This window comes from Micromonospora sp. NPDC005298, from assembly GCF_040607375.1.
Classification (GTDB): domain Bacteria; phylum Actinomycetota; class Actinomycetes; order Mycobacteriales; family Micromonosporaceae; genus Micromonospora.
This window is the reverse complement of record NZ_JBEXGP010000014.1, coordinates 59,293-79,608: the sequence shown is the minus strand read 5'-3', so window position 1 is coordinate 79,608 and position 20,316 is coordinate 59,293. Positions and strand designations below refer to the sequence as shown.

Genomic DNA, 20,316 nt, shown 5'->3' with positions numbered 1-20,316 from the left:
GGCGGCGGGCCCTGGGTGCGGCCCGCCGCCAACGCCGCTCAGACCCGACTCACCTGGACCTTCGGTGACGCCGCCGCTGACATCGCGGCGGGGCGTTGCGGCACCACCACCAGCCCGTAGTTGTAGTTGGCCATGAGCAGGTCCTTCAGGCCGTCGTTGTTGATGTCGGCCACCGCGAGCCCTCGCGGGGTGAAGGAGCTGGCCGGCGGCAACTGGGAGACCCGGAACTCGTTGCCCAGCCAGCCGTCCGGCCGCTGCAACAGCACGCTCGCCGCACTCCACCCGCCGTGCGTGATGGCGACGTCGTCCCGACCGTCGTTGTTGACGTCCGCGATGGCGACAGCGTCCGGCGTCTCGTAGACCGGGTAGCGGATCCACCGTCCGAGCACGCCGGCGCTGTCATGGGTGAGCACCTGCACCTGGGCGTTCGGCGCGTTGCCGGACACGGTGACGACGACGTCCTTCCTGCCGTCGCCCGTCACGTCGCCGACGGCCATGGAAGCGACGGTCTGCTGGTGGCCGGCGGGTGCCTGATACCCCACCGGGTCGGCGAACGACCGGGGCTCCACCTGGGCACTGATCTGGATCAACTGCCCGAGCTGCACCACCAGGTCCGCCCGGCCGTCCCTGGTCATGTCGACCACGTCCAGCACGAAACCGCGGTGCGGAGAGACGAGGGTCGCGGGCGCGAAGCCGCCGTTCTCGTCGCCGTAGCGCACCAGGACGCCGTTGTCGCTCACCGCGACGATGTCCGTCCGGCCGTCACCATCGAGATCATGGAGCCTGAGGTCGATGAGGTCGTCGGCGAACGAGAGGTGCTCGGCCGTCGAGAGCCCCGATCCGGTACGGCGGAACACGTCGACCCCGTCGCCCGTGGCGACGACCAGTTCGTTTGCGCCGTCACCGTCCAGGTCGCCGATCACCGGGTACATACTGCCGCCGGTGGAGGTGGACATCGCCACCTGCTGCTTCATCACGAGCTGGTTGCCCGCCTCCTGCACGAACAGGAAGGCGGAATGGTCGTTGGCGTCGTCGGAGTACTCGGTCGTCGTGATCACCACGTCGGAGAGGCCGTCGCCGGTCAGGTCGCCGGCAGCTACCGCTTCCTCCCAGGAGCCGAGCTTCAGCGACGAGGGCCCGTTGAAGGCCACGGACCCGTAGGGCTGGGTGACCACGGGCACGGCGTCGCCGGACACGCTCGCCCCGGCCGGTTGCCAGTCGGAGCCCTGGAACTGTCCGTACACCGAGGTCGGGGTCCAGCCGGTGCCGTTGACCATGGCGATTGCCGTACCGACGGTGCCGTTGACAGTGGCGAACGCGACCGCGCCGGCCGCGGACATGAATGCCACCTCACCGCTGGGAACTCGGCCGTCGGCGTACCGCACGTTCGCGATGAGCAGGATCCGCTGCCCCTGCTCCACCGAGCCAGGGGACACCGTGATCGTCGTTGTGGTGGCGGGTCCGGTGTAGACCCGAACGGCGTCGGACGTGGCCGAGGCGCCGCCCGCGGCGACCGCACGGATCCAGTAGACGTAGCGGGTGGCGACAGTGAGGCCGGTGTCCACGTACTCGGTCGACGTCGTGGTGCCGACCACAGTCTCCACCGGCTCCGCGTTACTCAGGCGGACGATCTCGTAGCGCGCGGTGCCGGCCACGGCCTTCCACCGTAGGGTCATGCTCGTCTCCGCCGCGGTGGCCCGTACGTTGACGGGCTTCGCAGCCGAGGTCTGCACCGACACCTCGGACGAGTCGCCTGACACGCGCTTGCCGGATCGGGACCGCACCACGTAGTAGTACGTGCTTTGGGCCGTGACGGTCTCGTCGACGTACGACCGCCCGGTGACAATTCCCAGCATCGTGTACGGGCCACCCGACACGGTCGCGCGCCGTACCTCATAGCTGCTGGCGCCCTCAACCGCCTGCCAGCTCACCTCGACCTGGCTCTCGGACACCAGTTTCGCGTCGACCGAAGCCGGTGGTGGCAGGGCTGCCGCGAACGCTGGTGTGCCTGGCACCAGCATCATGAGCAGAGCAGTAAGTAAGACCAGCACGCCGCGATTCAGCCTTCGCAGTGGCGATGACATGCGCATCTCCAGTTCCCCCGTGGGCTTGTCATAGATAGCCGTTGGTACAGCGCCGGTGTGTGCGGGAACGTCACGCGGGGACGGGACGGCGGATCGATCGAGGAGCGTGGCCCGGTGGGCATTGACGCGCACCGCCTGCGGAGCCCACGAGGGTGAGCCGTGACCTGCGGGTGACCCCGGCCGACGGAAGACCACAGGAGACTGGCGACACGAAAAGGGCCAGGTGAGAAGGGGTTTCACCTGGCCCTTTGCCTCTGGTCGGGGTGACGACGCGCGGTCAGAGGCAGATCCGGACGGTAGGACATTCCGGCCGTGGGACCAAGGCGTTCCACTAATGGTCGACCGCAGCCATCATCAGTCCCGGCTTCAAGGCTATTGCGATCTTGCCGAAGGCGGTGTGCGCCTCGGGGCTGGCCATTCCGGGTGACCAGTGGTTGTGGCAGCTGGTAGCCGCCACACGATCAACGGCCGGTGACGCCGTCGATGAGTTCGCGAAGGATGTCGGCGTGTCCGGCGTGCCGGGTGGTTTCGCTGGTCATGTGAGCCAGTACCCAACGAAGCGTACGGGGTTCCTCGTTCACGGACTTGGCCGTACGGACGTCGAGGTCACCAGCCGCGCGGATGTGCGCGTCGCTGTCGGCCATCGCGGCGCGGTAGTCGGCAATGACCTGTTCGGCAGGCTGATCCTCAGCGACCACCATGCCCATGTTGGCATTGGCGTACTGGGGGTCGCCGGCCAGTGTGTATCCGAACCAGTACCGCTCGGCGCCGGTCAGGTGCTGGACCAGCCCGAGCAACGTCGTATCGGACACCACCAGGCGGCGTCGCACCTTCTCCTCGTCCAGCCCTTCCAGCTTTTTCAGGACGCAGGACCGGCTGAAGGACAGAAACGCCAGTGCCGTATCCGTCTCGTTGTCGTCGTTGAGCGGCACGGGTTCGCGCTGTGACTCAAGCATGGGCACGACCCTACGGTGACCCGCGCCGGCAAGCACTCCCACATCGCTGGCGGCACCCGATCATCGGCATGTGAGGACGTACGACGCTAGTTCCAAGGACTACGGCCTGTCACCACCGTCCGGGCGGCCGGGCCCAGCGGCGTCACCCACGTCCCGAGACTGATCTGTCACGCATTGAGCAGCGAGTAGCCAAGCTACTGGGCCAGAACGTATCGACGGGGTGGGCCTTCCCGTGCGGGGACGGAACGCCAAGGCGGAGGCGTGCTGGCTACCGGTCGCCCGGGGCCTGACGCCGCACGGGCTGCGGCACACCCACAGGACGCTGATGGAGGAGCTGGGCACGCTACCCAAGCTGATGGATGAGCGGATGGGGCACGAGGACGGGTCGGTGCGGGCTCGGTACTCGCACGTCACGGCGGAGACGCGCCGCTGGCTGTTCGACGGCCTGACCGAGGTGTGGGTGTCGACCCTGGACGAGCGGCGCGAGATGGCACCGGGTTCGCCGGTGGCGGCGCTGGATCGGCTGCTGGCGACCGGGCGGGGAGAAGCGGGAGAGTGACCCCACAAGATCGTCTCCCAGATCTCTCCCGGAACGGGCCTGAGACGCAAATCAGGGCCAGTCTCCCTCAGCGGAAAACTGGCCCTGAACTGCTACTACCTCTGGTCGGGGTGGCCGGATTCGAACCGACGACCTCTTCGTCCCGAACGAAGCGCGCTACCAAGCTGCGCCACACCCCGAGGCGTGCCGACAAATAGTAGCCCACCGACCCCGCCGGTCAAACTCGGTACCCCCGCCGCCCGCTCGGCGCACGACGCCAGGATCCGCAGCCAAGATCCGCGCAAGTTCAGGGATGTAGTGGCCTCACGGCGCGCTGAAGCCACTACATCCGGGAAGTTGCGCGGATCTTGAAGCGCGATGGGCGCGCTGGGCGCCCCGGGCGCGCCCGAGCGCCGGCGCCGTGCGGCAGCGGAGCTCAGCGGGGGATGAGGGTGAGGATGGTGGCCTCGGGTGGGCAGGCGAAGCGGATCGGCGCGGTCGGGTGGGTGCCGAGGCCTGCGGAGACGTGCAGCCAGGAGTCCGACCCCGGCCAGCGGTGCAGGCCACGTGCCATCGAGCGGGGCAGCCCGCAGTTGGTCACCAGCGCCCCGTATCCGGGTACGCAGACCTGGCCGCCGTGGGTGTGTCCGGCCAGCAGGAGTCCGAAGCCGTCGGCGGCCATCTGGTCGAGCACCCGTGGTTCGGGGGAGTGCGTCACGGCGATCGACAGGTCGGCGGAGGAGGAGACCCGACCGGACACGGCGGGGTAGTCGTCGCGGTCGATGTGCGGGTCGTCGACGCCGACGAGGTCGAGTTGCCGGCCGCCGGCCTTCAGGGTGGTCCGGGCGTTGTTGAGGTCGGCCCAGCCGGCACCGGTGAAGACCTGGCGCAGCTCCTCGTAGGGCAGTTCGACGCCCTCGGTGTACTCCCGGTCGGGCAGGAAGTAGGTGAACGGGTTCTTCAGCACCGGCCCGGTGTAGTCGTTGGAGCCGAACACGAACGCACCCGGGTAGTCGAGCAGCGGTTGCAGCGCCCGCAGCACGCCGGGTACGGCGTCGGGGTGCGCCATGTTGTCTCCGGTGACGACCACCAGGTCCGGGTCGAGGGCGGCCAGCGATGCCACCCAGCCCTGCTTGCGTGCCTGGTCGGGCATCATGTGCAGGTCGGACAGGTGCAGGACGCGCAGCGGTTCCGCGTCGGCCGGCAGCACCGGCACGTCGTACCGCCGGAGGGTGAACATGTTGCGTTCGATGAGCGACGCGTACGCGAGGGTGGTTGCTCCGACGGCGGCGGTTCCGGCGGCGAGCCGGAATAGTGTGCGCTTTCGCATGGCGTTCAGGGTAGTTTGACCGTCCATGAGCACGCTGAAGGACCGCCTCACCGCCGACATGCGTTCCGCGCTCAAGGCGCGCGACGAGCTGACCACCTCCACGCTGCGGATGGCCCTGGCCGCTGTCGGCAATGCCGAGGTCGCCGGCAAGGCCAAGCGCGAGCTCACCGACGACGAGGTGCTCGCGGTGCTGACGAAGGAGGCCAAGAAGCGCCGGGAGGCGGCCACCGCCTTCGCCGACGCCGGCCGGTCGGAGCAGGCCGCCAAGGAGACCGCCGAGGGTGAGGTGCTGGACCGCTACCTGCCCAGGCAGCTCTCCGACGCCGACCTGACCGAGCTGGTGTCGGGGGCGCTCGCCGCGGGCGGCTTCACCGGCAAGGCCCAGATGGGCCCGGCGATGAAGGCGGCCCAGGCCGCGGTGGCCGGCCAGGCCGAGGGTGGTCGGGTGGCCGCCGAGGTACGTCGACAGCTGGGCCTCTGACCCGCGCGCAGCGGTGGTCCGGACAGACGAACGGGCGGGCATCCCGTAGAGGGGGTGCCCGCCCGTTCGCGTGTGTTGCTTGTCGGCTCAGCCGCCGGGGCGACCGCCGCCGCCGGGTCGACCGGGGATGTTCGGCTGGTTCGGCTTGTTGTCGGGCGGGGTGGCGCCGCCACCGCTGCTGACCTGGATGGTCACGACGCCGCCCTTGATGGTGCGCCCGTCGGGGCTGGTGCCCGCCGCGGTGCCGGCCGGGCAGGAGGACGGGACCTTCGCGTCGGAGACGACCGGCTCGAAACCGGCGCCCTTGATGCGCGACTTCGCCTGATCCAGCGACACGCACTTCACGTCGGGGATGCTGCGCTGGTCACCTTCGGAGATCTTCTGGCCCGGAGGCTCGAAGTTGATCCGCGGCTTGCCCTTCATGGCGTCGCGCAGCGTCTCGTACACGGGAGGGTTGATGCCGTCCTTCTCCGCGTGCTTCATCTTGACGTTGGTCTGCGGCCAGTCCGGGTCGGCCATGATGCCGGCCACCGCGTACTGCTTGGTCATCGCGACCAGGGCGGCGGTCTTCTCCGAGTCGGTGGTGCCGGACTTGCCGGCCACCGGCGCGTCGACGATGCCCTTCACCACGCCTGCGGTACGGCTGTTGCCGCACTTGCTGGTCTTGGAGTTGTCGCCGACCGGGCAGCGGGCGGCGTCCACGGCGGCCCGGGCCACGTCGGTGCTGAACCGCTTCTCGCAGCGCGGGTTGGCGATGTCCAGCTTGTTGCCGTCCGGGTCGCGGATCTCCTGCACCGGGATCGGCTCGCAGTACTTACCGTCGGCGGCGAGGGTCGCGTACGCGTTGGCCAGGTCAAGCGGCGTGGTGGAGGAGACGCCCAGGGTGAACGCGCCCCACTGGTGGGCCGCGTCCTTGGTGGCTGCGAACTTCGCGTCGTTGCTGGCCCGGAACTGGATGCCGGCCCGCTTGGCGACGTCCACCACGTTCTCCGCGCCGACCTGCTGCTGCAGCGGGACGAAGTAGGTGTTGACCGACTGGGCGAACGCGGTCCACATGTTCTGCACGCCGCCGGCCTTGAGGCCGGAGTTGGTCGGGCAGTAGAAGTGGGTGCCCTTGCAGGCCGCCGGGCTGCTGCTGTCGATGATGTATTCCGACTTGAACTGCTGCGGCGCGTTGAAGGTGTAGCTGAGCGGGATGCCCTTCTCCAGCGCCGCGACGATGCTGAAGATCTTGAAGGTCGAGCCGGCCTGGTACCCGGTGATGCCGTCGCCGCCGGTGAGCAGCGGGTTGACGGTCGCCGGGTAGTTGCCCCGGATGTTCTTCTTGCTCTTCGCCGGGTCGCTGGAGATCTTGTTCTTCGGGTTCTTCGGGTCGTCCAGCTTGAACTGCCGGTTGACCGCGAGCGCCCGCACCCGGCCGGTGCCGGGCTCGACGACCGCGACCATGGCGGCTTCCTTGCTGTTCTCGCTCTTGGCCTTACGGACCGCCCTGTCCGCGCCCTTCTGCGCCTGCACGTCGATCGACGTCACGATGGTGTAGCCGCCGCTCTTGAGCCGCCGCTCCCGGTCGTACGTGGTCGAGCCGAACGTCTCCTGCTGCATCCACCAGCGGTAGAAGTAGTCGCAGAAGAAGCCCCAGCTGTTTTCGTTCGCGGCGACGCAGCCGTTCGGCGTGCGCTTGTCCTTCACGACCAGCTTGGTCGCCTTGGCCGCGTCGGCCTCCTGCTGCGTGATGGCCTTGATGTCGACCATGTTCTGGATGACGTAGTTGCGACGGTCCAGGGCGAGCGGGTAGCCGGCCTTGGTGGTCGGGTCGTTGGTGGTGGGCGCCTTCACCATGCCGGCGAGCAGTGCCGCTTCCTCGATCTTGAGCTTGCTCGGCGGCTTGCCGAAGTAGACCTGGCTGGCGGCGTAGATGCCGTACGCGCCGTTGCCGAAGGAGGCGAGGTTGAGGTAGCGGGTGAGGATCTCGTCCTTGGAGAATTCCTTGTCGACCTGGAGGGCCAGCCGCATCTCGCGCAGCTTGCGGGCGCTGGTGTCCTCGGTCGCCGCGACCACGTCGGCCGGGTGGGTGGCCGAGTAGGCGATGGCCAGCCGGACGTACTGCATGGTCAGCGTCGAGGCGCCCTGCCGGCCGGAGCCCTCGGCCTGGTTGTTGACGAACGCGCGGGCGACACCGTTGATGTCGACGCCGTTGTGCTTGTAGAAGTCATGGTCCTCGGCCGCGATGATGGCCTTCTGCATGGCCGGCGAGATGTCGGGGAGTTTCACGTCCCGCCGGTTCTCGTCGTACATCGTCGCGAGCGGTGTCTTGCCGTCCGAAGCCACCAGGTAGCTGATCTGTGGCGCGCGGGCCACCGTCAGTTCCGTGGGTAGAGCGCCGAACGTCTCGGCGCCGGCCTTCGCGGCCAAGCCGGACATCGCCACCGCGGGGAAGGCCGCCGCAGCGACCACCACGCCGGCCAGCAGGCCGCACACAAGTAGCGATGCGGCGTTGGTCAGCACATTGTGGTCACGTTTCCGCATCCAGGTCACCTCGACAGGGTACGCGAGTAGGGAACGAGGGGCGCTGGGGCGTTCTTTCCCCATTTCCTGCGCGCGCTGCCCTCGTTGTGCTAAACGCACGACCCCCGGTGCGTGGTTGCGTGTGACCTGCCGCGAGTCTCCACCGATTGGTGGAGGCGGCGCAGCGTTTTCGCCGACCTCGGCCGGGTAACCGGCGGTTGAGAGCCCGGGAAGCCGGGAGTGTCCGGAATGATGGATTTCGTCGACAACGTTGCGTAATCAGTCGACTACGGAGCATGATGGGGGCGGCGACAGCGCCACATGTCGTCCGCGCCGCCTTGGGGAAGGCGGGCCGGGCGATCGGGGGGAATTGCCGGCTGACGTGCATCGAGGTCGGTAGGTACTGCAAGGGGGGACGTGTACACATGGGCATGATCACTGACTGGCCGTCGCTGGCGGCGTGTCAGAACGGGGACCCGGACGCGTTGTTCGTACAGGGCGCCGAACAGAACGTGGCGAAGCGGATCTGCCGGAGCTGCCCAGTTCGGTACGAGTGCCTGGCCGACGCGCTGGACAACCGGATCGAGTTCGGTGTGTGGGGTGGCATGACCGAACGCGAACGCCGGGCGTTGCTCCGTCGTCACCCGCAGGTGACGAGCTGGCGCAAGATGTTCGAGGCCGCGATGAAGAAGAACAGCAAGGACAAGGCCGGCAAGGACAAGATCCTGGTCAGCGCGGCCAACTGACGCGGATCAGGGCCGGCTGATCGCCGCGCCGATCGTCCGCAGCCCGTCGACGTCGTGCACGTCGGCGGGCTGCGCCGTCACCGACACCGACGGCACGGCCGGGAACGCCTCGGTGAACCGCGCCGCCACCTGCTGCTCGCGTACCGCCTGGCGGGCCAACGCGGCGTGCGCCCGCAGCACGTCGGCGGTGCCCTCGTGCCCACCCAGCTCGGTCAGCCGCTCGGCGGCGGCCCGGCTCTGCTCGGCGTCCAGCTCCGGCACCGCCGGGCGGTGCACCCGGTTGAGCACCAGGCCGGCAAGCGGCATCTTCTCCTCCCGCAGCCGGCCGGCGAAGTACGCGGCCTCCCGGACCGCGTCCGGCTCCGGGGCCGCGACCAGCACGAAGGCCGTCTCCCGTGCCTGGAGGATGCGGTACGTCTGCTCGGCCCGCTGCCGGAAACCACCGAACATCGAATCGAGGGCGGCCACGAACCCGGACAGATCGGTGAGAAGCTGCGCGCCGAGCACCTTCTGCACCACCTTCGAGAACATCCCGAACGAGGCGGTGACCAGGCTGAACATGCTCCGGCCGCCGCTTCGGGCCGGTGCCAGCAGCAGGCGCAGCATCCGGCCGTCCAGGAAACGGGACAGTCGGGCCGGCGCGTCCAGGAAGTCAAGCGCCGACCGCGACGGCGGAGTGTCCACCACGATCAGGTCCCACTCGCCGCGGGCGTGCAGCTGGCCCAGCTTCTCCATCGCCATGTACTCCTGCGTGCCGGAGAAGGTGGAACTCATCGCCTGGTAGAACGGGTTCGCGAAGATCTCCGCCGCCTTCGCCGGATCGGTGTGCTGAAGCACCACGTCGTCGAACGTGCGCTTCATGTCGAGCATCATGGCGTGCAGCTCACCGCCGCTGGCCTCGACGTCGATCCCCTTGACCTGGCGGGGCGTGTTGTCCAGCTCGGTCAGGCCCAGCGACTGGGCCAGCCGGCGGGCCGGGTCGATGGTGAGCACCACCGTGCGGCGGCCGTGCTGCTCGGCGGCCCGCAGCGCCAGCGCGGCGGCCGTGGTGGTCTTTCCCACCCCGCCGGCACCGCAGCACACGATGATCCGCACGCCGGGGTCGGCGAGGATCTGGTCGACGTCCAGCTGCGGCGCCGCGTCTTCGGAAGGCACCAATCGAGCGTATCGGGCCGCGTGGGCTCGTGCGCCCGTGCCGACCTCAGGTGTGAGTCAATCCGCCCTGACGAGGGCACGGGACAGCGTCTCGAGGCCAGCCCGGTCCACCCCGTCGGGCAGCAGCGGAAGCTCGAACATCGGCAGCCCCAACTCCACCAGGTCGGCGCGGAGCGAATCCTCGAGCTCCCGACGGATGAGTTGGTCCCGGGCCTCGTCGTGCAGGCCGGCGACGATCTCCCGGTCGGCCGGCAACCCGGCGGCGACCAGCCCCCGCTTCAGCTCCGCCGCGGTGACGGCCCGGCCGGCGGGCAGCGGAGGGCGGGTGCCGTTGACGACCACGTTGCCGATGCCGAAGCCGAGCGACGTCAGGTCGGCCACGGCGTCCACCGTCTCCTGCACCGGCATCTCCTCCAGCAGCGTGACCACGTGCACCGCGGTCATCGGGGAACGCAGCAGCGCGGCGACCCCCTCGCTCTGGGTCTTGATCGGGCCGACCTTCGCCAGTCGGGCCGTCTCGGCGGTGACGTTCAGGAAGCGGCCGATCCGCCCGGTCGGGGGAGCGTCCAGCACCACCGCGTCGTACACGCGCCGCTGACCCGAGGTGCGGGTGGTGGCCTCCTTCACCTTGCCGGTGAGCAGCACGTCGCGCAGACCCGGGGCGATGGTGGTGGCGAAGTCGATGGCGCCGAGCTTGCGCAGCGCCCGGCCCGCCGCGCCCAGCTTGTAGAACATGTCGAGGTATTCGAGCAGGGCCTCCTCGGCGTCCACCGCGAGCGCCCGCACCTCACCGCCGTCCGGGGCGTCCGCGAGGTGCCGCTCCTCGTACGGCAGGGGGTCGATGCCGAAGAGCTGGGCGATGCCCTGGCGTCCCTCGACCTCCACCAGCAGGGTGCGCCGGCCACCGGCGGCCAGCGCCAGGGCCAGCGCCGCCGCCACGCTGGTCTTGCCGGTGCCGCCCTTGCCGGTCACCACGTGGAGACGCGCCGACCATCCGGTACCGGCCGGGTCGGACGGCCGCTCAGCTGCACGCACCCGTCGAGCCTATCCAGGCCGGCCGGTCACGCGACCTCGCAGACCCACCAACCCGTCTTCTGCACCACAGTGAAGCGCAGGTCCTGGTCGGCCACCTTCTCGTCGGCGGTGGTCATGGTGACCCGGGTGGACACGGTGGCGCGGTCCCCGGTCTTGTTGTCCACCTTCGGGGTGGTCCACCGGAAACGGGGGTTCTGGTACTCGGAGGCGTACTTGCGCACCTCGGCGACCTTCGAGGCGATCTTCTTGTCGTCGCGGGAGGCGGCGCAGACGTGACTCGCGGCCTTGCCCGCGTCGCGGTCCTTGTAGATGGCGGTGAGGAACTCGTCGACGGCGACGGCCGGCTCCTTGGCACCCTCGCCGGTCTCGGCGTTGCGCAGGGTCAGGAACGCCACCACACCGCCGCCCACGCAGAGCACCATGATCACGACGAGCGCGATGGCGGCGATCAACAGGCCGCGCTTCTTCTTCGGCGGCACGACGGCACCCTGGTAGGGCGGGTAGCCGGGCGGGGGTGGCGGAATGTCCGAGGAGGTCTGGCCGCCCGGACCCGCCGGCGGCTCGGCCGTGGCGGGACCGCCCGGTCCGGTGGGCTGGCCGGGGGCGGTGGCCCCCTGGGTGGGGAAGGCCGGGGCCGGCGCGGCGGGCAGGGCTAGTTGGCCGGTCTGGCCGGCGGGGGCCGCCTGGCCGGGCTGGCCGGCGGGGGCCGCTTGGCCGGGCTGGCCGGTGGGAACCGCCTGGCCGCGCTGCGCGGCGGGGGTCGCCTGACCGCGCTGCGCGGCGGGGGTCGCCTGGCCGGGAGCGCTCGGAGCCGCCTGGCCGGGGATGGCCGGGGCGCCGGGCTGGCCGACGTGATCCGGGTCGGTCGACGGGCGGGCGGGCGTGCCGGCTTGGTCGCCGCTTGGTGGTTGGGTCATTGCTTTCCCCCGGGGGTGCGCCGCCCGCCGCCGGCGGGGCGTCGAGCGTGATCGAGCGGGCGGCCGGGCGCGGCGCGACCGTCCGACCGGAAGGGTAGCGGTCAACCAGCGGCCAGGTGTCGCCCGTACCGTGCCATCCGCGCCGCCGGTTCGGGCGACGTTGCGGCGGAATCTGCCGCAGTCGGGATTCCTAACCCCAAGGTGTCATATATGTGACTTTAGGTGACTGATCGTGCGCGTCCTGTTGGCGGGACTGCCGCCGCGGACCTACCTTCGTCCCGGTGCGGGGGGCGGAACGGGCGAATCGTCCGGGCCGGAAGCGTGATCCGACTGGTACGACCGGAGGCAGTGCATGCGCGACGCGGACAACATCCCTCGCACCCAGTTTCCGACGAACGACCGGCTCCGCCGGACGGGGGCAGTGGGGGAGGTGGTCGGCAGCCTGCCGGTCAACGAGCGGTCGTACCGCCGGGTTCCGGAGCCGCCGGAGGTGACCCGCGCCTCCAGCCGACCCACCGAGCGGGGCCGGGACGAGGACGAGCCGGGCTTCGTCATCCACCTGCCGATCCGGGTGCCCGACCTGGCGGCGGCCACCGTGCTGGCCGGTCGGGTCGCGGTGTCCCTGGGCTTCCTGCCGGAGCTGGACGCCGGCGAGACCACCGTGTCGAACGCCGACGACCAGAACAACAGGCACCGGGTCTTCTGTGACCTGCTGCTGCCCGACCGCTCGCGGTGCCCGCAGGGGTACGGGCACGAGGGGCCGTGCGGCGAGCTGCCGGCCACGCCGGAGCAGCGTCCCGCGCCCCGCTCGGCAAGCGGACCGTAGGCTGTGCCTCGAACAATTCCGCACCGAGAGGGAGCCCTTCAGCGATGCAGAAGTGGGAATACTCCACGGTCCCGCTGCTGGTCCACGCGACCAAGCAGATCCTCGACAACTGGGGCGAGGACGGGTGGGAACTCGTCGCCGTGGTCCCCGGCCCGAACCCGGACCAGCTGGTCGCCTACCTGAAGCGGCCCAAGGCATGAGCAACGGTCCGCACGCGAAGCTCGCCGAGCTGGGTCTCGAACTGCCCGACGTGGTGCCGCCGGTGGCCAGCTACGTGCCGGCCGTGCAGTCGGGGCAGCACGTGTACGTCTCCGGCCAGTTGCCGATCGCCGAGGGCAAGCTGCTGGCAACCGGCAAGGTCGGTGCGGGGATCTCCGCCGACCAGGCCAAGGACCTGGCCCAGCGCTGCGCGCTCAACGCCCTGGCGGCGGTCGACTCGCTCGTCGGTCTGGAGACCGTGGTCAAGGTGGTGAAGGTGACCGGTTTCGTGGCCTCCGCCCCCGGCTTCACCGGGCAGCCCGCCGTGGTCAACGGCGCCTCGGACCTCTTCGGCACCGTCTTCGGTGAGGCCGGCCGCCACGCCAGGAGCGCGGTGGGCGTAGCCGAGCTGCCCCTGGACGCCCCGGTGGAGATCGAACTGATCGTCGAGGTCGCCTGACCCACGCACCAAGCCGCGATCTTGCACTTGCTGCCCGGCGAATGCCCTGAAGGGGCATGAATCAGCAGCAGCAAGTGCAAGGTCGCGGGGCATGGGGGGCGGGGTCGTACGATCGCAGCCATGAGCGGGCACGTGACGGGGGCGGTGGCGGCGCTTGCCGACGGGCTGCCCGGCTGGGTTTCGCTGCTGCGCGCACCGAACCCCGGGCCGATGACCCTCGACGGCACCAACACCTGGGTGCTGCGCGCCCCGTCGGCGGAGTACGCCGTCGTGGTCGACCCGGGGCCGGCCGACGAGGGGCACCTCGCCCGGATCGCCGAGCACGGCCCGATCGGGCTGGTCCTGATCACCCACGGCCACCCCGACCACACCGAGGGCTCCGCCCGGTTGAGCGACCTGCTCGGCGGGGTCCACGTCCTCGCCGTCGACCGCGCGCACACCATCGGCGGCGAGCCGCTGACGGCGGCCGGCGAGAGCCTGGGTGGGTACGACCTCGACATCCAGCTGCTGGACACCCCGGGGCACACCGCCGACTCGGTCTGCTTCCTCGTCGAGCACGACGGCGAACGGGTGGTGCTCACCGGTGACACCATCCTCGGCCGGGGCACCACGGTCGTGGCCCACCCGGACGGGCACCTCGGGGACTATCTGCGCAGCCTGGAGCTGCTGTCCGCGTACACCGGGATCCCGGCGCTGCCGGGCCACGGCCCGGCGCTCGCCGACTGCGCCGCCGCCGCCGACTTCTACCTGGCGCACCGGCGCGCCCGGCTCGACCAGGTCCGGGCGGCTGTCGACGGCGGCGCCCGCACCCCCGCCGCGGTGGTCGCCGTGGTCTACGCGGACGTGGACCGCTCGCTGTGGTGGGCGGCCGAATGGTCGGTCCGTGCCCAACTGGAGTATCTGGGCGTCGCCATCGGGGAATCCGCGCCGGGGGTCAGTGGGTTGGAGCACATGTGACCTGCCCGGTGTGCGGAACCGTCGCCGTACCCGGCGCGCGGTTCTGCCACAACTGCGGTGCCGCGCTGCCGGCCGCCGCGACGTTGCCGGCGGCCGAGCGCCGGGTCGTCACCGTGCTCTTCGGCGACCTCTCCGAGTTCACCTCCTGGTCGGAGGACCTCGACCCGGAGCGTGTCGGAGCGGTCACCGACCGGGTGCTCGCGGCCCTGGCCGGCGCGGTGAAGACCTTCGGCGGGCACGTCGACAAGCTGACCGGCGACGGGATCATGGCGGTCTTCGGCGCCCCCGTGGCGCACGAGGACGACGCCGAACGCGCGGTCCGCGCCGCCCTGTCCATGCAGCGGGCGGTCCGCCGGGTGCTCGACGACGAGCGGGGCGGCGGCGCGCCGCTCGGGCTCCGGGTCGGGCTCAACACCGGCGACGTCATCGCCGGCATCCAGGCCGCCATCGAGTACACGGTCATCGGCGACACGGTGAACACCGCCGCCCGGCTGGCCGACGCCGCCGCCGTCGGCGCGGTCTACGCGGGCGGGCGTACCGCCGCCGCCACCCGGCACGTGGCCTCCTGGCGGGCACTGCGTCCGCTGCGCCTCAAGGGCAAGCGGGAGCCGGTGGAGGCGTACGAGCTGCTGGGTCTGCTGGACGCGCCGGGCACCCGTTCGGGGCTGGGCGACGAGGCGCCCTACGTGGGCCGGGAAACCGAGATCGGCCGGGTGGCCGGCCGGCTCGCCGAGGTGATCGACCAGGGCGACCCTCGGGTGCTGCTCATGACGGCCGAGGCGGGTATCGGCAAGTCCCGGTTCGCGGCCGAGGTGGAACGCCTCGCCGCCGGATACGACGTGGGCGCCGGCCGGTACGCCGCGCACACCGGTGCCCGGGTGCTGTCGGTGCGCTGCGCCGCCTTCGGTGAGCGCCGCCGTCTCGCACCGCTGGCCGACCTGGTCCGCGCCGCTGTCGGCCTGCCCGGTGACGCGGCCACCGCGCTGACCCGACCCGCCGTGGAGGAGCGGCTGCGTCGCCTCGGCCAGCGGCTCACCCGCGCCGGCGGCGAGGTGCCCCCGATCGCCACCGACCAGTTGCTCGCCCTTCTCGGCTATGCCGAACTGCCCGCGCACACCGGCACCGACAACGGCGAGTGGGCCGGCGCGGGCGCGTTGACCGCCGACGCCGAGGCGGTGCCGAACGCGGTCGCCGACCTGCTCAGCGGGCTCGCCGCCGAGGCGCCACTGGTGATCGTGGTGGACGATCTGCACGACGCCACCGCCGAGACGATCCGCGCCCTCGGACTGACCCTGTCCCGGCTCACCGGCCCGGTGCTGGTGCTGCTGCTGGGCCGCCCGGAGCTGGTGCGTACCGCCGGTGCGCTGACCCGGGTCGCGGACGCCGAGGTGCACTCCCTGCCGCCGCTGCGCGGGGCCGACGCGGCCCGCCTGCTCACCAGCTATCTCAGCGGGGGCAAGCTGCCGCAGGCCGACGCGGACCGACTGCTCGCCACCGCCCAGGGCAACCCGTTCTACCTGGCCGAGCTGGTCACGCTGCTCATCGAGCGGGGGGCGCTCACCACCGCCCCCGGCACACGCGACCAGGGTTCGACGTCCGGTTGGCGGCTGGTGCCCGGCTCGCTGGGCAGCCGACTGCTCTCCCGGGACCTCGCCGCCGTACTGGCCGCCCGGATCGACGCGCTGCCGCCGGACGCCCGTTCGGTGCTGCGGGACGCGGCTGTCGTCGGTGACACCGTGCCGACCGGTGCGCTGGAGGCGCTGCGCGAGCAGCGCGCCGGCCGTGACGGACGGCCGTCGGCGGTGGTCGCCGTGGAACTCGACCGGGCCGTGGAGGAGCTGCTGCAACGCCGGATGCTGCACCGCACCCGGTCCGGCTACGCGTTCGCGACGCCCCTGATGCGCGAGGCCGCGTACGCCGGGGTGAGCAAGGCGGAGCTTGCCGAACGGCACGCGGCGCTGGCCCGCTGGGCGGCACCGGTGGACGGGACCACGACCGGCACGGTGGGCGGCTTCACCGAGGAGGCCCGTGACGACTTCGTGGCGACACACGTCGAGCGGGCCGCCCGGCTCGCCGACGCGGTGAAGCTGCGCCCCGACGCGCCGGCCCGGGCGGTGGGCCCGCTCGGCGTCGCCGCGCTCGGTCGGGCCGCCCGCCGGTCGCTGTCCGCCGGGGAGCCGGCGATGGCTGTGGAGTACGCCGAACGCGGCGCCGAGCTCGCCCGTGACGGTGTGCCGGCCGCCGACCGGGTCGTGCACGCGCGGGCGTTGCTCCAGATCGGCCGGGTGGTCGACGCGCTCGCGTTCGCCGAGAAGATCGCCGCGAACACGGGCGACGAAGCGGTGCGGGCCAGTGCTCTGCTGCTCGCCGGTCAGGCCCAGCAGACCCTCGGCGACCAGGGCCGGGCGGTGTCCGCCTGGCAGGAGGCGTTGCAGGTCGCCACGGCCGGCGAGCTGCCGACCCTGCGTGCCTCGGCGATGCGCCGGCTCGGCATGGCCGACTTCGTGGGCGGGCGGTTGAGCCAGGCGAGCAGTCGGCTGGCCGCCGCGTACCAGGTGAGCCTCGGTGCGCAGGATCGCCGTGGGCAGGCGTGGTCGTTGCAGAACCTGGCCTGGGTGACCACCACCCGGGGCGACTTCGCCGGCACCGACGCGGTGCTCGGCCGGGCCGCCCGGCTCTTCGCCGAGCTGAAGGACCCGTACGGGCGGGCCTGGCTGCGCGGCACCACCGCGTTCGCCCGCCTGCTCGCCGGACGGTTGGGTGAGGCGTGTCGACTGGCGCAGGTCTTCCTGCCCTTCGGTGAGCGGGTCGGCGAGGCGTGGGCGGTGGGCACGCTGCGCGCGGTGGCGGCGTTCGCCACGGCCGAGCTGGGTGAGCTGGCCGAGGCGGACCGGGAGGCCCGCCGGGCGTACCGTGAGTTCGCGGCGGCGTCCGACGACTGGGGGCGCGGGTTCGCGCTCGTGGTCCGTGCCGTGGTGGCGCGGGGGCTGGGCGAGCCGGAGCACGCGGCGGACCTGCTGACCGACGCCCTGTCGTACGCGGAATTGACGTCGCACCCCCTGCTCACCGGGATGGCCGGGACGCTGCGCGGCTTCGTGGCCCTGGACATGGGCGACTGCGAGACGGCCGAGCGGGTGGCCCGTGAGGTGCTGACCGCCGTCGAGCCGCACAACCCGCAGGCGCCGGCGCAGGTCGCGCCGCGGGTGCTGCTCGCCACCGCCCGGCTGGCCGCCGGTGACCCGGCGACCGCGGTCGGGCTGCTCGCACCGGTGGCGACCGTCGCCGCGAGTGCGCCGTCACTGCTGTTCTCCCGCCGCCAGACGATGGCCCGGTACGCGTCGGCGCTGCTGGCGCACGGTCAGCGGGAGCAGGCGTTGGACTGGGCGCGGCGGGCGGTCACCGCACCGGCCGAGGACGTCCGCAGCCAGGTGATCGCGGCAGGTGTGCTGGCCGAGGCGCTGGCGGCCTGCGGCTACCCGCAGGAGGCCCGGTCCTGCGCGGACGAGGCGGTCCGCCTGGCGTACGCGACGGAACAACGCAGTGAACGCGCCGGCGCGGATGCCCTGCGTGCCCGCCTGTCCTGATCCGAGGCCCTTGATCGATCGGCCGGGTTTTTGACGGTTCCGGGGATGTGGTCGTCGGACCCACCGGCTAGCGTGTTGGCACCGTCGGTGGTCCACAGTGCTGATCGTCGCCGTGCCTGGGGAGGCTCTTCATGAAGCTGCCGCGTTCCATCGCGGGCTGGACCATCGCGGTCTTCGGTGTGCTGGCACTGGTGATGGGCGCGGTCGGGCTGCTCTGGCCGGAGGCGCAGCTGCGCATGCTCGGGCTCGAGGTGCCGCAGACGCGGGCCGTCGGTGACCACACGGGCACGTTCCTGCTGGCGTCCTCGATGGCGGCGTTCAACATGGGCGTCTACTACCTGCTCGCGACGGTCACCGAGTGGCGGGTGTTCTACCGGTTCACTGTGGTGTTCCGGTTGGTCACGTTCACCGTGTTCACCATCGCCGTTCTTGCCGACATCGCGCCCGGCCGGTTCTTCGGGGTGGCAGCCTGGGAGGGGCTCGGCGCGGTGGCCACCGCTGTCGGCCTGCGCCTGGACGCCCGCCGGGGCGCGTCGGGCGGCACCGACGTGACGCCTGCCGATGCCGGCCCTTCGGGCGACGTCGGGGACGCCGGGGCCGCTCCGGCGGACGCGGTGCGCTGAGCCGCCGGCCGGGTTGGGTATTTTCGAGCAGTGACCGACACCCCGACCGGAGGCTTGCGGGTGCCAATCGTGCCCGGTCTGACCGATCTGCGGGTGTTTGCCCGGGGTGGGTACGCGACCGTCTACCAGGCCACCCAGATCTCGGTGGGGCGTGAGGTCGCCGTCAAGGTGGAGAACCGGACGCTCGACAACGAGCGCGACCAGGCCCGCTTCCTGCGTGAGGCGCGGGCGGCCGGCCGGATGTCGTCGCACCCGCACGTGGTGGACCTCTTCGACGTCGGGGTCACCGTCGACCAGCACCCCTACCTGATCATGGAGCTCTGCGACGGGTCGTACGCCGAACGGATGCGCACCTCACCGCTCGGTCCGGTGGAGGCCCGCGACCTCGGCATGAAGATCGCCGACGCGCTCGCCCACTCGCACGCCGCCGGAGTGCTGCACCGGGACGTCAAGCCAGCCAACATCCTCTACTCGAACTTCAACTCGGCGGTGCTCGCCGACTTCGGGCTGGCCGTGCTCGCGGAGCACCGGGACGCCTCGGTCACCCTGGAGGTGCTCACCCCGGCGTACGCGCCGCCGGAGATGTTCAGCCACAGCCCGCCGTCCCCGGCCGTCGACGTGTACGCCCTCTGCGCCACCCTCTACGCGGTGATGCACGGCCGGCCGCCGCGCTGGCAGTCCGAGCGCAACCCCAGCCTGGTCACCGTGCTGGAGATGTTCAACCAGCCGCTCCCCGGCCTGCCGGGCGTACCGGACGAGTTGATCGACGTGCTGCGGGCCGGCATGGCCAACGACCCGGCCGACCGGCCCTCCGCCCTCGAACTGCACGAGATGCTCGCCGGTCTGCCCCTCGGCCCGCCGTCGGCGCCGGTCAGTGGTGCCCCGGTCAGCGGCGGCATGACCTACTCCGGTTCGTACACCGCCAGCCAGCCGATTCCCCGCCCCGCCGTGGAGGACACCCAGGCGGTGTCGCCCACCGGTCGGCGTTGGAGGCGACGCTGGTTCCTCGGCGGCGCGGGTGCGCTCGCGCTCGCCGCGTCGGCCACCGCCGGCGCCTGGGTGGCCGGCAGTTCACCGCCACCCGGCCCGTCCCCCTCGGCCAGTCGGGTCGCCGCGCCGGCCACCGGGCCGCTACCCGGCTGCACGACGAGTGCGGGCGCGCCGACCGCCCTGCCCGACGGTGCCCGTTGTCTGCCCGAGTTGGAGTGCTTCGGCCCGATGCGGATCCGTGGGACCCGCGCCGAGGCGGCCCGCGTGCCGTGCGTCGGACCGCACACGTGGGAGACGTACGCCGAGGGTCTGCTGCCGGTGGCGCTGGTCGGCGCCGAGTACGACGAGGTGGTCGCCGCCGAGCCGGTACGGCAGGTGTGCAGCGCCGCCACGTTCCGGTTGACCACCGGGATCGCCGAGGCGACCGGTTGGCGTCTGGAGGTGCTGCCGCCCGTCGAGGGCAGTGTGGACCGGGCCTACCGGTGTCTGGCCGGGCGGGGAGTGAACGCGCTCAGCGCGCCCACCCTCACCGATCGCTGAGGCCGCCCGGCCCTCGGCGGCGGTCACGGACGGCGCGTAACGCGTCCCGGCTGTCGAGCGCGTCGAGGGTGTCCGCGTCGATGCCGTAGGGCATCAGCTCGGGCGGCCCGGCCGCCGCCGGCCGGTCCGCCGGCTCGGGGGAGTCGCCCTGCCGGGCCGCCGAGGCGGCCACCCCGGCGACCATGATCAGCAGGACGCAGAGCAGCGCGAGCACCACGCCGAGCAGATCCTGGCGTCGCCAGACGACCAGCGTGACCAGCGGCCCGAGGGCTCCCAGCGCCGCGATCACCGCCACCGTCCGCGCATCGGGCCTGGGCAGTCGACTCACCCCTCCAGCATGTCCGGCTGGGGCCGGCTGTCAACCGCAGAGCCGACGGCGCGCCGGTCGTCC

The 20,316-nt window shown here is 71.7% G+C and carries 17 protein-coding genes, 1 tRNA gene and 1 pseudogene; 10 read left to right on the top strand and 9 right to left on the bottom strand.

The genetic code is table 11. The features are described from left to right. Positions 1-38 precede the first annotated feature (38 nt). Both ABZS77_RS19775 and ABZS77_RS19770 read right to left on the bottom strand, forming a co-directional pair. On the bottom strand, positions 39-2,015 hold the full coding sequence (locus tag ABZS77_RS19775) for an FG-GAP-like repeat-containing protein (RefSeq protein WP_354824557.1): 1,977 nt from the start codon (positions 2,013-2,015) through the stop codon (positions 39-41). A 530-nt stretch (positions 2,016-2,545) separates the two neighbouring features. Next, a complete protein-coding gene (locus ABZS77_RS19770; RefSeq protein WP_354824554.1) occupies positions 2,546-3,040 on the bottom strand; it encodes a DinB family protein in 495 nt (164 codons plus the stop codon). 223 nt (positions 3,041-3,263) lie between these two features. Between ABZS77_RS19770 and ABZS77_RS19765 the strand changes: the two are divergent. Then, positions 3,264-3,599 (top strand): annotated as a pseudogene (locus tag ABZS77_RS19765) (LacI family transcriptional regulator); the annotation flags it as partial. 102 nt (positions 3,600-3,701) lie between these two features. Here ABZS77_RS19765 and ABZS77_RS19760 read toward each other — a convergent pair. Both ABZS77_RS19760 and ABZS77_RS19755 read right to left on the bottom strand, forming a co-directional pair. Beyond that, positions 3,702-3,778 (bottom strand) — tRNA-Pro (locus ABZS77_RS19760). Positions 3,779-4,014: 236 nt separating this feature from the next. Further along, positions 4,015-4,908 carry a metallophosphoesterase gene (locus tag ABZS77_RS19755; protein WP_354824551.1) on the bottom strand — a complete coding sequence of 298 codons (894 nt, stop codon included), beginning with the start codon at positions 4,906-4,908 and terminating at the stop codon, positions 4,015-4,017. 25 nt (positions 4,909-4,933) lie between these two features. On the opposite strand from ABZS77_RS19755, the gene ABZS77_RS19750 reads away from it, so the two are divergent. After that, positions 4,934-5,389: a GatB/YqeY domain-containing protein gene (locus ABZS77_RS19750; protein ID WP_354824548.1), complete on the top strand. Its 456-nt coding sequence runs from the start codon at positions 4,934-4,936 to the stop codon at positions 5,387-5,389. An 87-nt stretch (positions 5,390-5,476) separates the two neighbouring features. On the opposite strand, the gene ABZS77_RS19745 is transcribed toward ABZS77_RS19750, so the two are convergent. Then, the gene (locus ABZS77_RS19745) at positions 5,477-7,915 is read right to left on the bottom strand and encodes a transglycosylase domain-containing protein (protein WP_354824545.1); all 2,439 of its coding nucleotides are present in this window, start codon (positions 7,913-7,915) and stop codon (positions 5,477-5,479) included. Between the two features lie 404 nt (positions 7,916-8,319). Here ABZS77_RS19745 and ABZS77_RS19740 point away from each other — a divergent pair, with 404 nt between their 5' ends. After that, positions 8,320-8,640, top strand: a complete 321-nt coding sequence (locus ABZS77_RS19740; RefSeq protein ID WP_030328078.1) for a WhiB family transcriptional regulator — start codon at positions 8,320-8,322, stop codon at positions 8,638-8,640. 6 nt (positions 8,641-8,646) lie between these two features. On the opposite strand, the gene ABZS77_RS19735 is transcribed toward ABZS77_RS19740, so the two are convergent. From ABZS77_RS19735 to ABZS77_RS19725, 3 genes are read right to left on the bottom strand one after another with little or no spacing between them, the layout of a single operon-like run. Beyond that, the gene (locus ABZS77_RS19735; RefSeq protein ID WP_354824542.1) at positions 8,647-9,795 is read right to left on the bottom strand and encodes an ArsA-related P-loop ATPase; all 1,149 of its coding nucleotides are present in this window, start codon (positions 9,793-9,795) and stop codon (positions 8,647-8,649) included. Positions 9,796-9,852: 57 nt separating this feature from the next. Beyond that, a complete protein-coding gene (locus ABZS77_RS19730) occupies positions 9,853-10,830 on the bottom strand; it encodes an ArsA-related P-loop ATPase (protein ID WP_354824539.1) in 978 nt (325 codons plus the stop codon). A 26-nt stretch (positions 10,831-10,856) separates the two neighbouring features. Then, entirely contained in the window at positions 10,857-11,480 is a 624-nt protein-coding gene (locus ABZS77_RS19725) for a hypothetical protein (RefSeq protein ID WP_354824689.1), read from the bottom strand. A 619-nt stretch (positions 11,481-12,099) separates the two neighbouring features. Between ABZS77_RS19725 and ABZS77_RS19720 the strand changes: the two genes are divergently transcribed. The 7 genes from ABZS77_RS19720 to ABZS77_RS19690 all read left to right on the top strand — a co-directional run bounded on the left by ABZS77_RS19720 (position 12,100) and on the right by ABZS77_RS19690 (position 19,925). Next, complete coding sequence (locus ABZS77_RS19720) at positions 12,100-12,573, top strand: hypothetical protein (RefSeq protein ID WP_354824537.1); 474 nt, start codon at positions 12,100-12,102, stop codon at positions 12,571-12,573. A gap of 44 nt (positions 12,574-12,617) precedes the next feature. Next, positions 12,618-12,773, top strand: coding sequence for a DUF4177 domain-containing protein (locus ABZS77_RS19715; protein WP_007466198.1), 156 nt, complete (start codon positions 12,618-12,620; stop codon positions 12,771-12,773). Beyond that, complete coding sequence (locus ABZS77_RS19710) at positions 12,770-13,231, top strand: RidA family protein (RefSeq protein ID WP_354824534.1); 462 nt, start codon at positions 12,770-12,772, stop codon at positions 13,229-13,231. Before ABZS77_RS19715 ends, ABZS77_RS19710 begins: the two co-directional genes overlap by 4 nt. A gap of 120 nt (positions 13,232-13,351) precedes the next feature. Next, positions 13,352-14,188 (top strand): MBL fold metallo-hydrolase, encoded by an 837-nt coding sequence (locus ABZS77_RS19705; RefSeq protein ID WP_354824532.1) that lies wholly within the window; start codon positions 13,352-13,354, stop codon positions 14,186-14,188. Further along, entirely contained in the window at positions 14,185-17,772 is a 3,588-nt protein-coding gene (locus tag ABZS77_RS19700) for an adenylate/guanylate cyclase domain-containing protein (protein WP_354824529.1), read from the top strand. The genes ABZS77_RS19705 and ABZS77_RS19700 overlap by 4 nt, the downstream gene beginning before the upstream one ends. 131 nt (positions 17,773-17,903) lie before the next feature. Continuing rightward, positions 17,904-18,395 carry a hypothetical protein gene (locus ABZS77_RS19695; RefSeq protein WP_354824526.1) on the top strand — a complete coding sequence of 164 codons (492 nt, stop codon included), beginning with the start codon at positions 17,904-17,906 and terminating at the stop codon, positions 18,393-18,395. Between the two features lie 30 nt (positions 18,396-18,425). Then, entirely contained in the window at positions 18,426-19,925 is a 1,500-nt protein-coding gene (locus tag ABZS77_RS19690) for a serine/threonine-protein kinase (protein WP_354824524.1), read from the top strand. Here the strand turns inward: ABZS77_RS19690 and ABZS77_RS19685 are convergent. Continuing rightward, positions 19,912-20,253, bottom strand: a complete 342-nt coding sequence (locus ABZS77_RS19685; protein WP_354824522.1) for a hypothetical protein — start codon at positions 20,251-20,253, stop codon at positions 19,912-19,914. The genes ABZS77_RS19690 and ABZS77_RS19685 overlap by 14 nt on opposite strands. Between the last annotated feature and the right edge of the window lie 63 nt (positions 20,254-20,316).

Excerpts from the sequence above, each read along its gene's own strand:
- ABZS77_RS19770 (WP_354824554.1), bottom strand. The coding sequence starts at position 3,040 with ATGCTTGAGTCACAGCGCGAACCCGTGCCGCTCAACGACGACAACGAG.
- ABZS77_RS19755 (WP_354824551.1), bottom strand. The coding sequence starts at position 4,908 with ATGCGAAAGCGCACACTATTCCGGCTCGCCGCCGGAACCGCCGCCGTC.
- ABZS77_RS19750 (WP_354824548.1), top strand. The coding sequence starts at position 4,934 with ATGAGCACGCTGAAGGACCGCCTCACCGCCGACATGCGTTCCGCGCTC.
- ABZS77_RS19745 (WP_354824545.1), bottom strand. The coding sequence starts at position 7,915 with ATGCGGAAACGTGACCACAATGTGCTGACCAACGCCGCATCGCTACTT.
- ABZS77_RS19740 (WP_030328078.1), top strand. The coding sequence starts at position 8,320 with ATGGGCATGATCACTGACTGGCCGTCGCTGGCGGCGTGTCAGAACGGG.
- ABZS77_RS19720 (WP_354824537.1), top strand. The coding sequence starts at position 12,100 with ATGCGCGACGCGGACAACATCCCTCGCACCCAGTTTCCGACGAACGAC.
- ABZS77_RS19715 (WP_007466198.1), top strand. The coding sequence starts at position 12,618 with ATGCAGAAGTGGGAATACTCCACGGTCCCGCTGCTGGTCCACGCGACC.
- ABZS77_RS19710 (WP_354824534.1), top strand. The coding sequence starts at position 12,770 with ATGAGCAACGGTCCGCACGCGAAGCTCGCCGAGCTGGGTCTCGAACTG.
- ABZS77_RS19705 (WP_354824532.1), top strand. The coding sequence starts at position 13,352 with ATGAGCGGGCACGTGACGGGGGCGGTGGCGGCGCTTGCCGACGGGCTG.
- ABZS77_RS19695 (WP_354824526.1), top strand. The coding sequence starts at position 17,904 with ATGAAGCTGCCGCGTTCCATCGCGGGCTGGACCATCGCGGTCTTCGGT.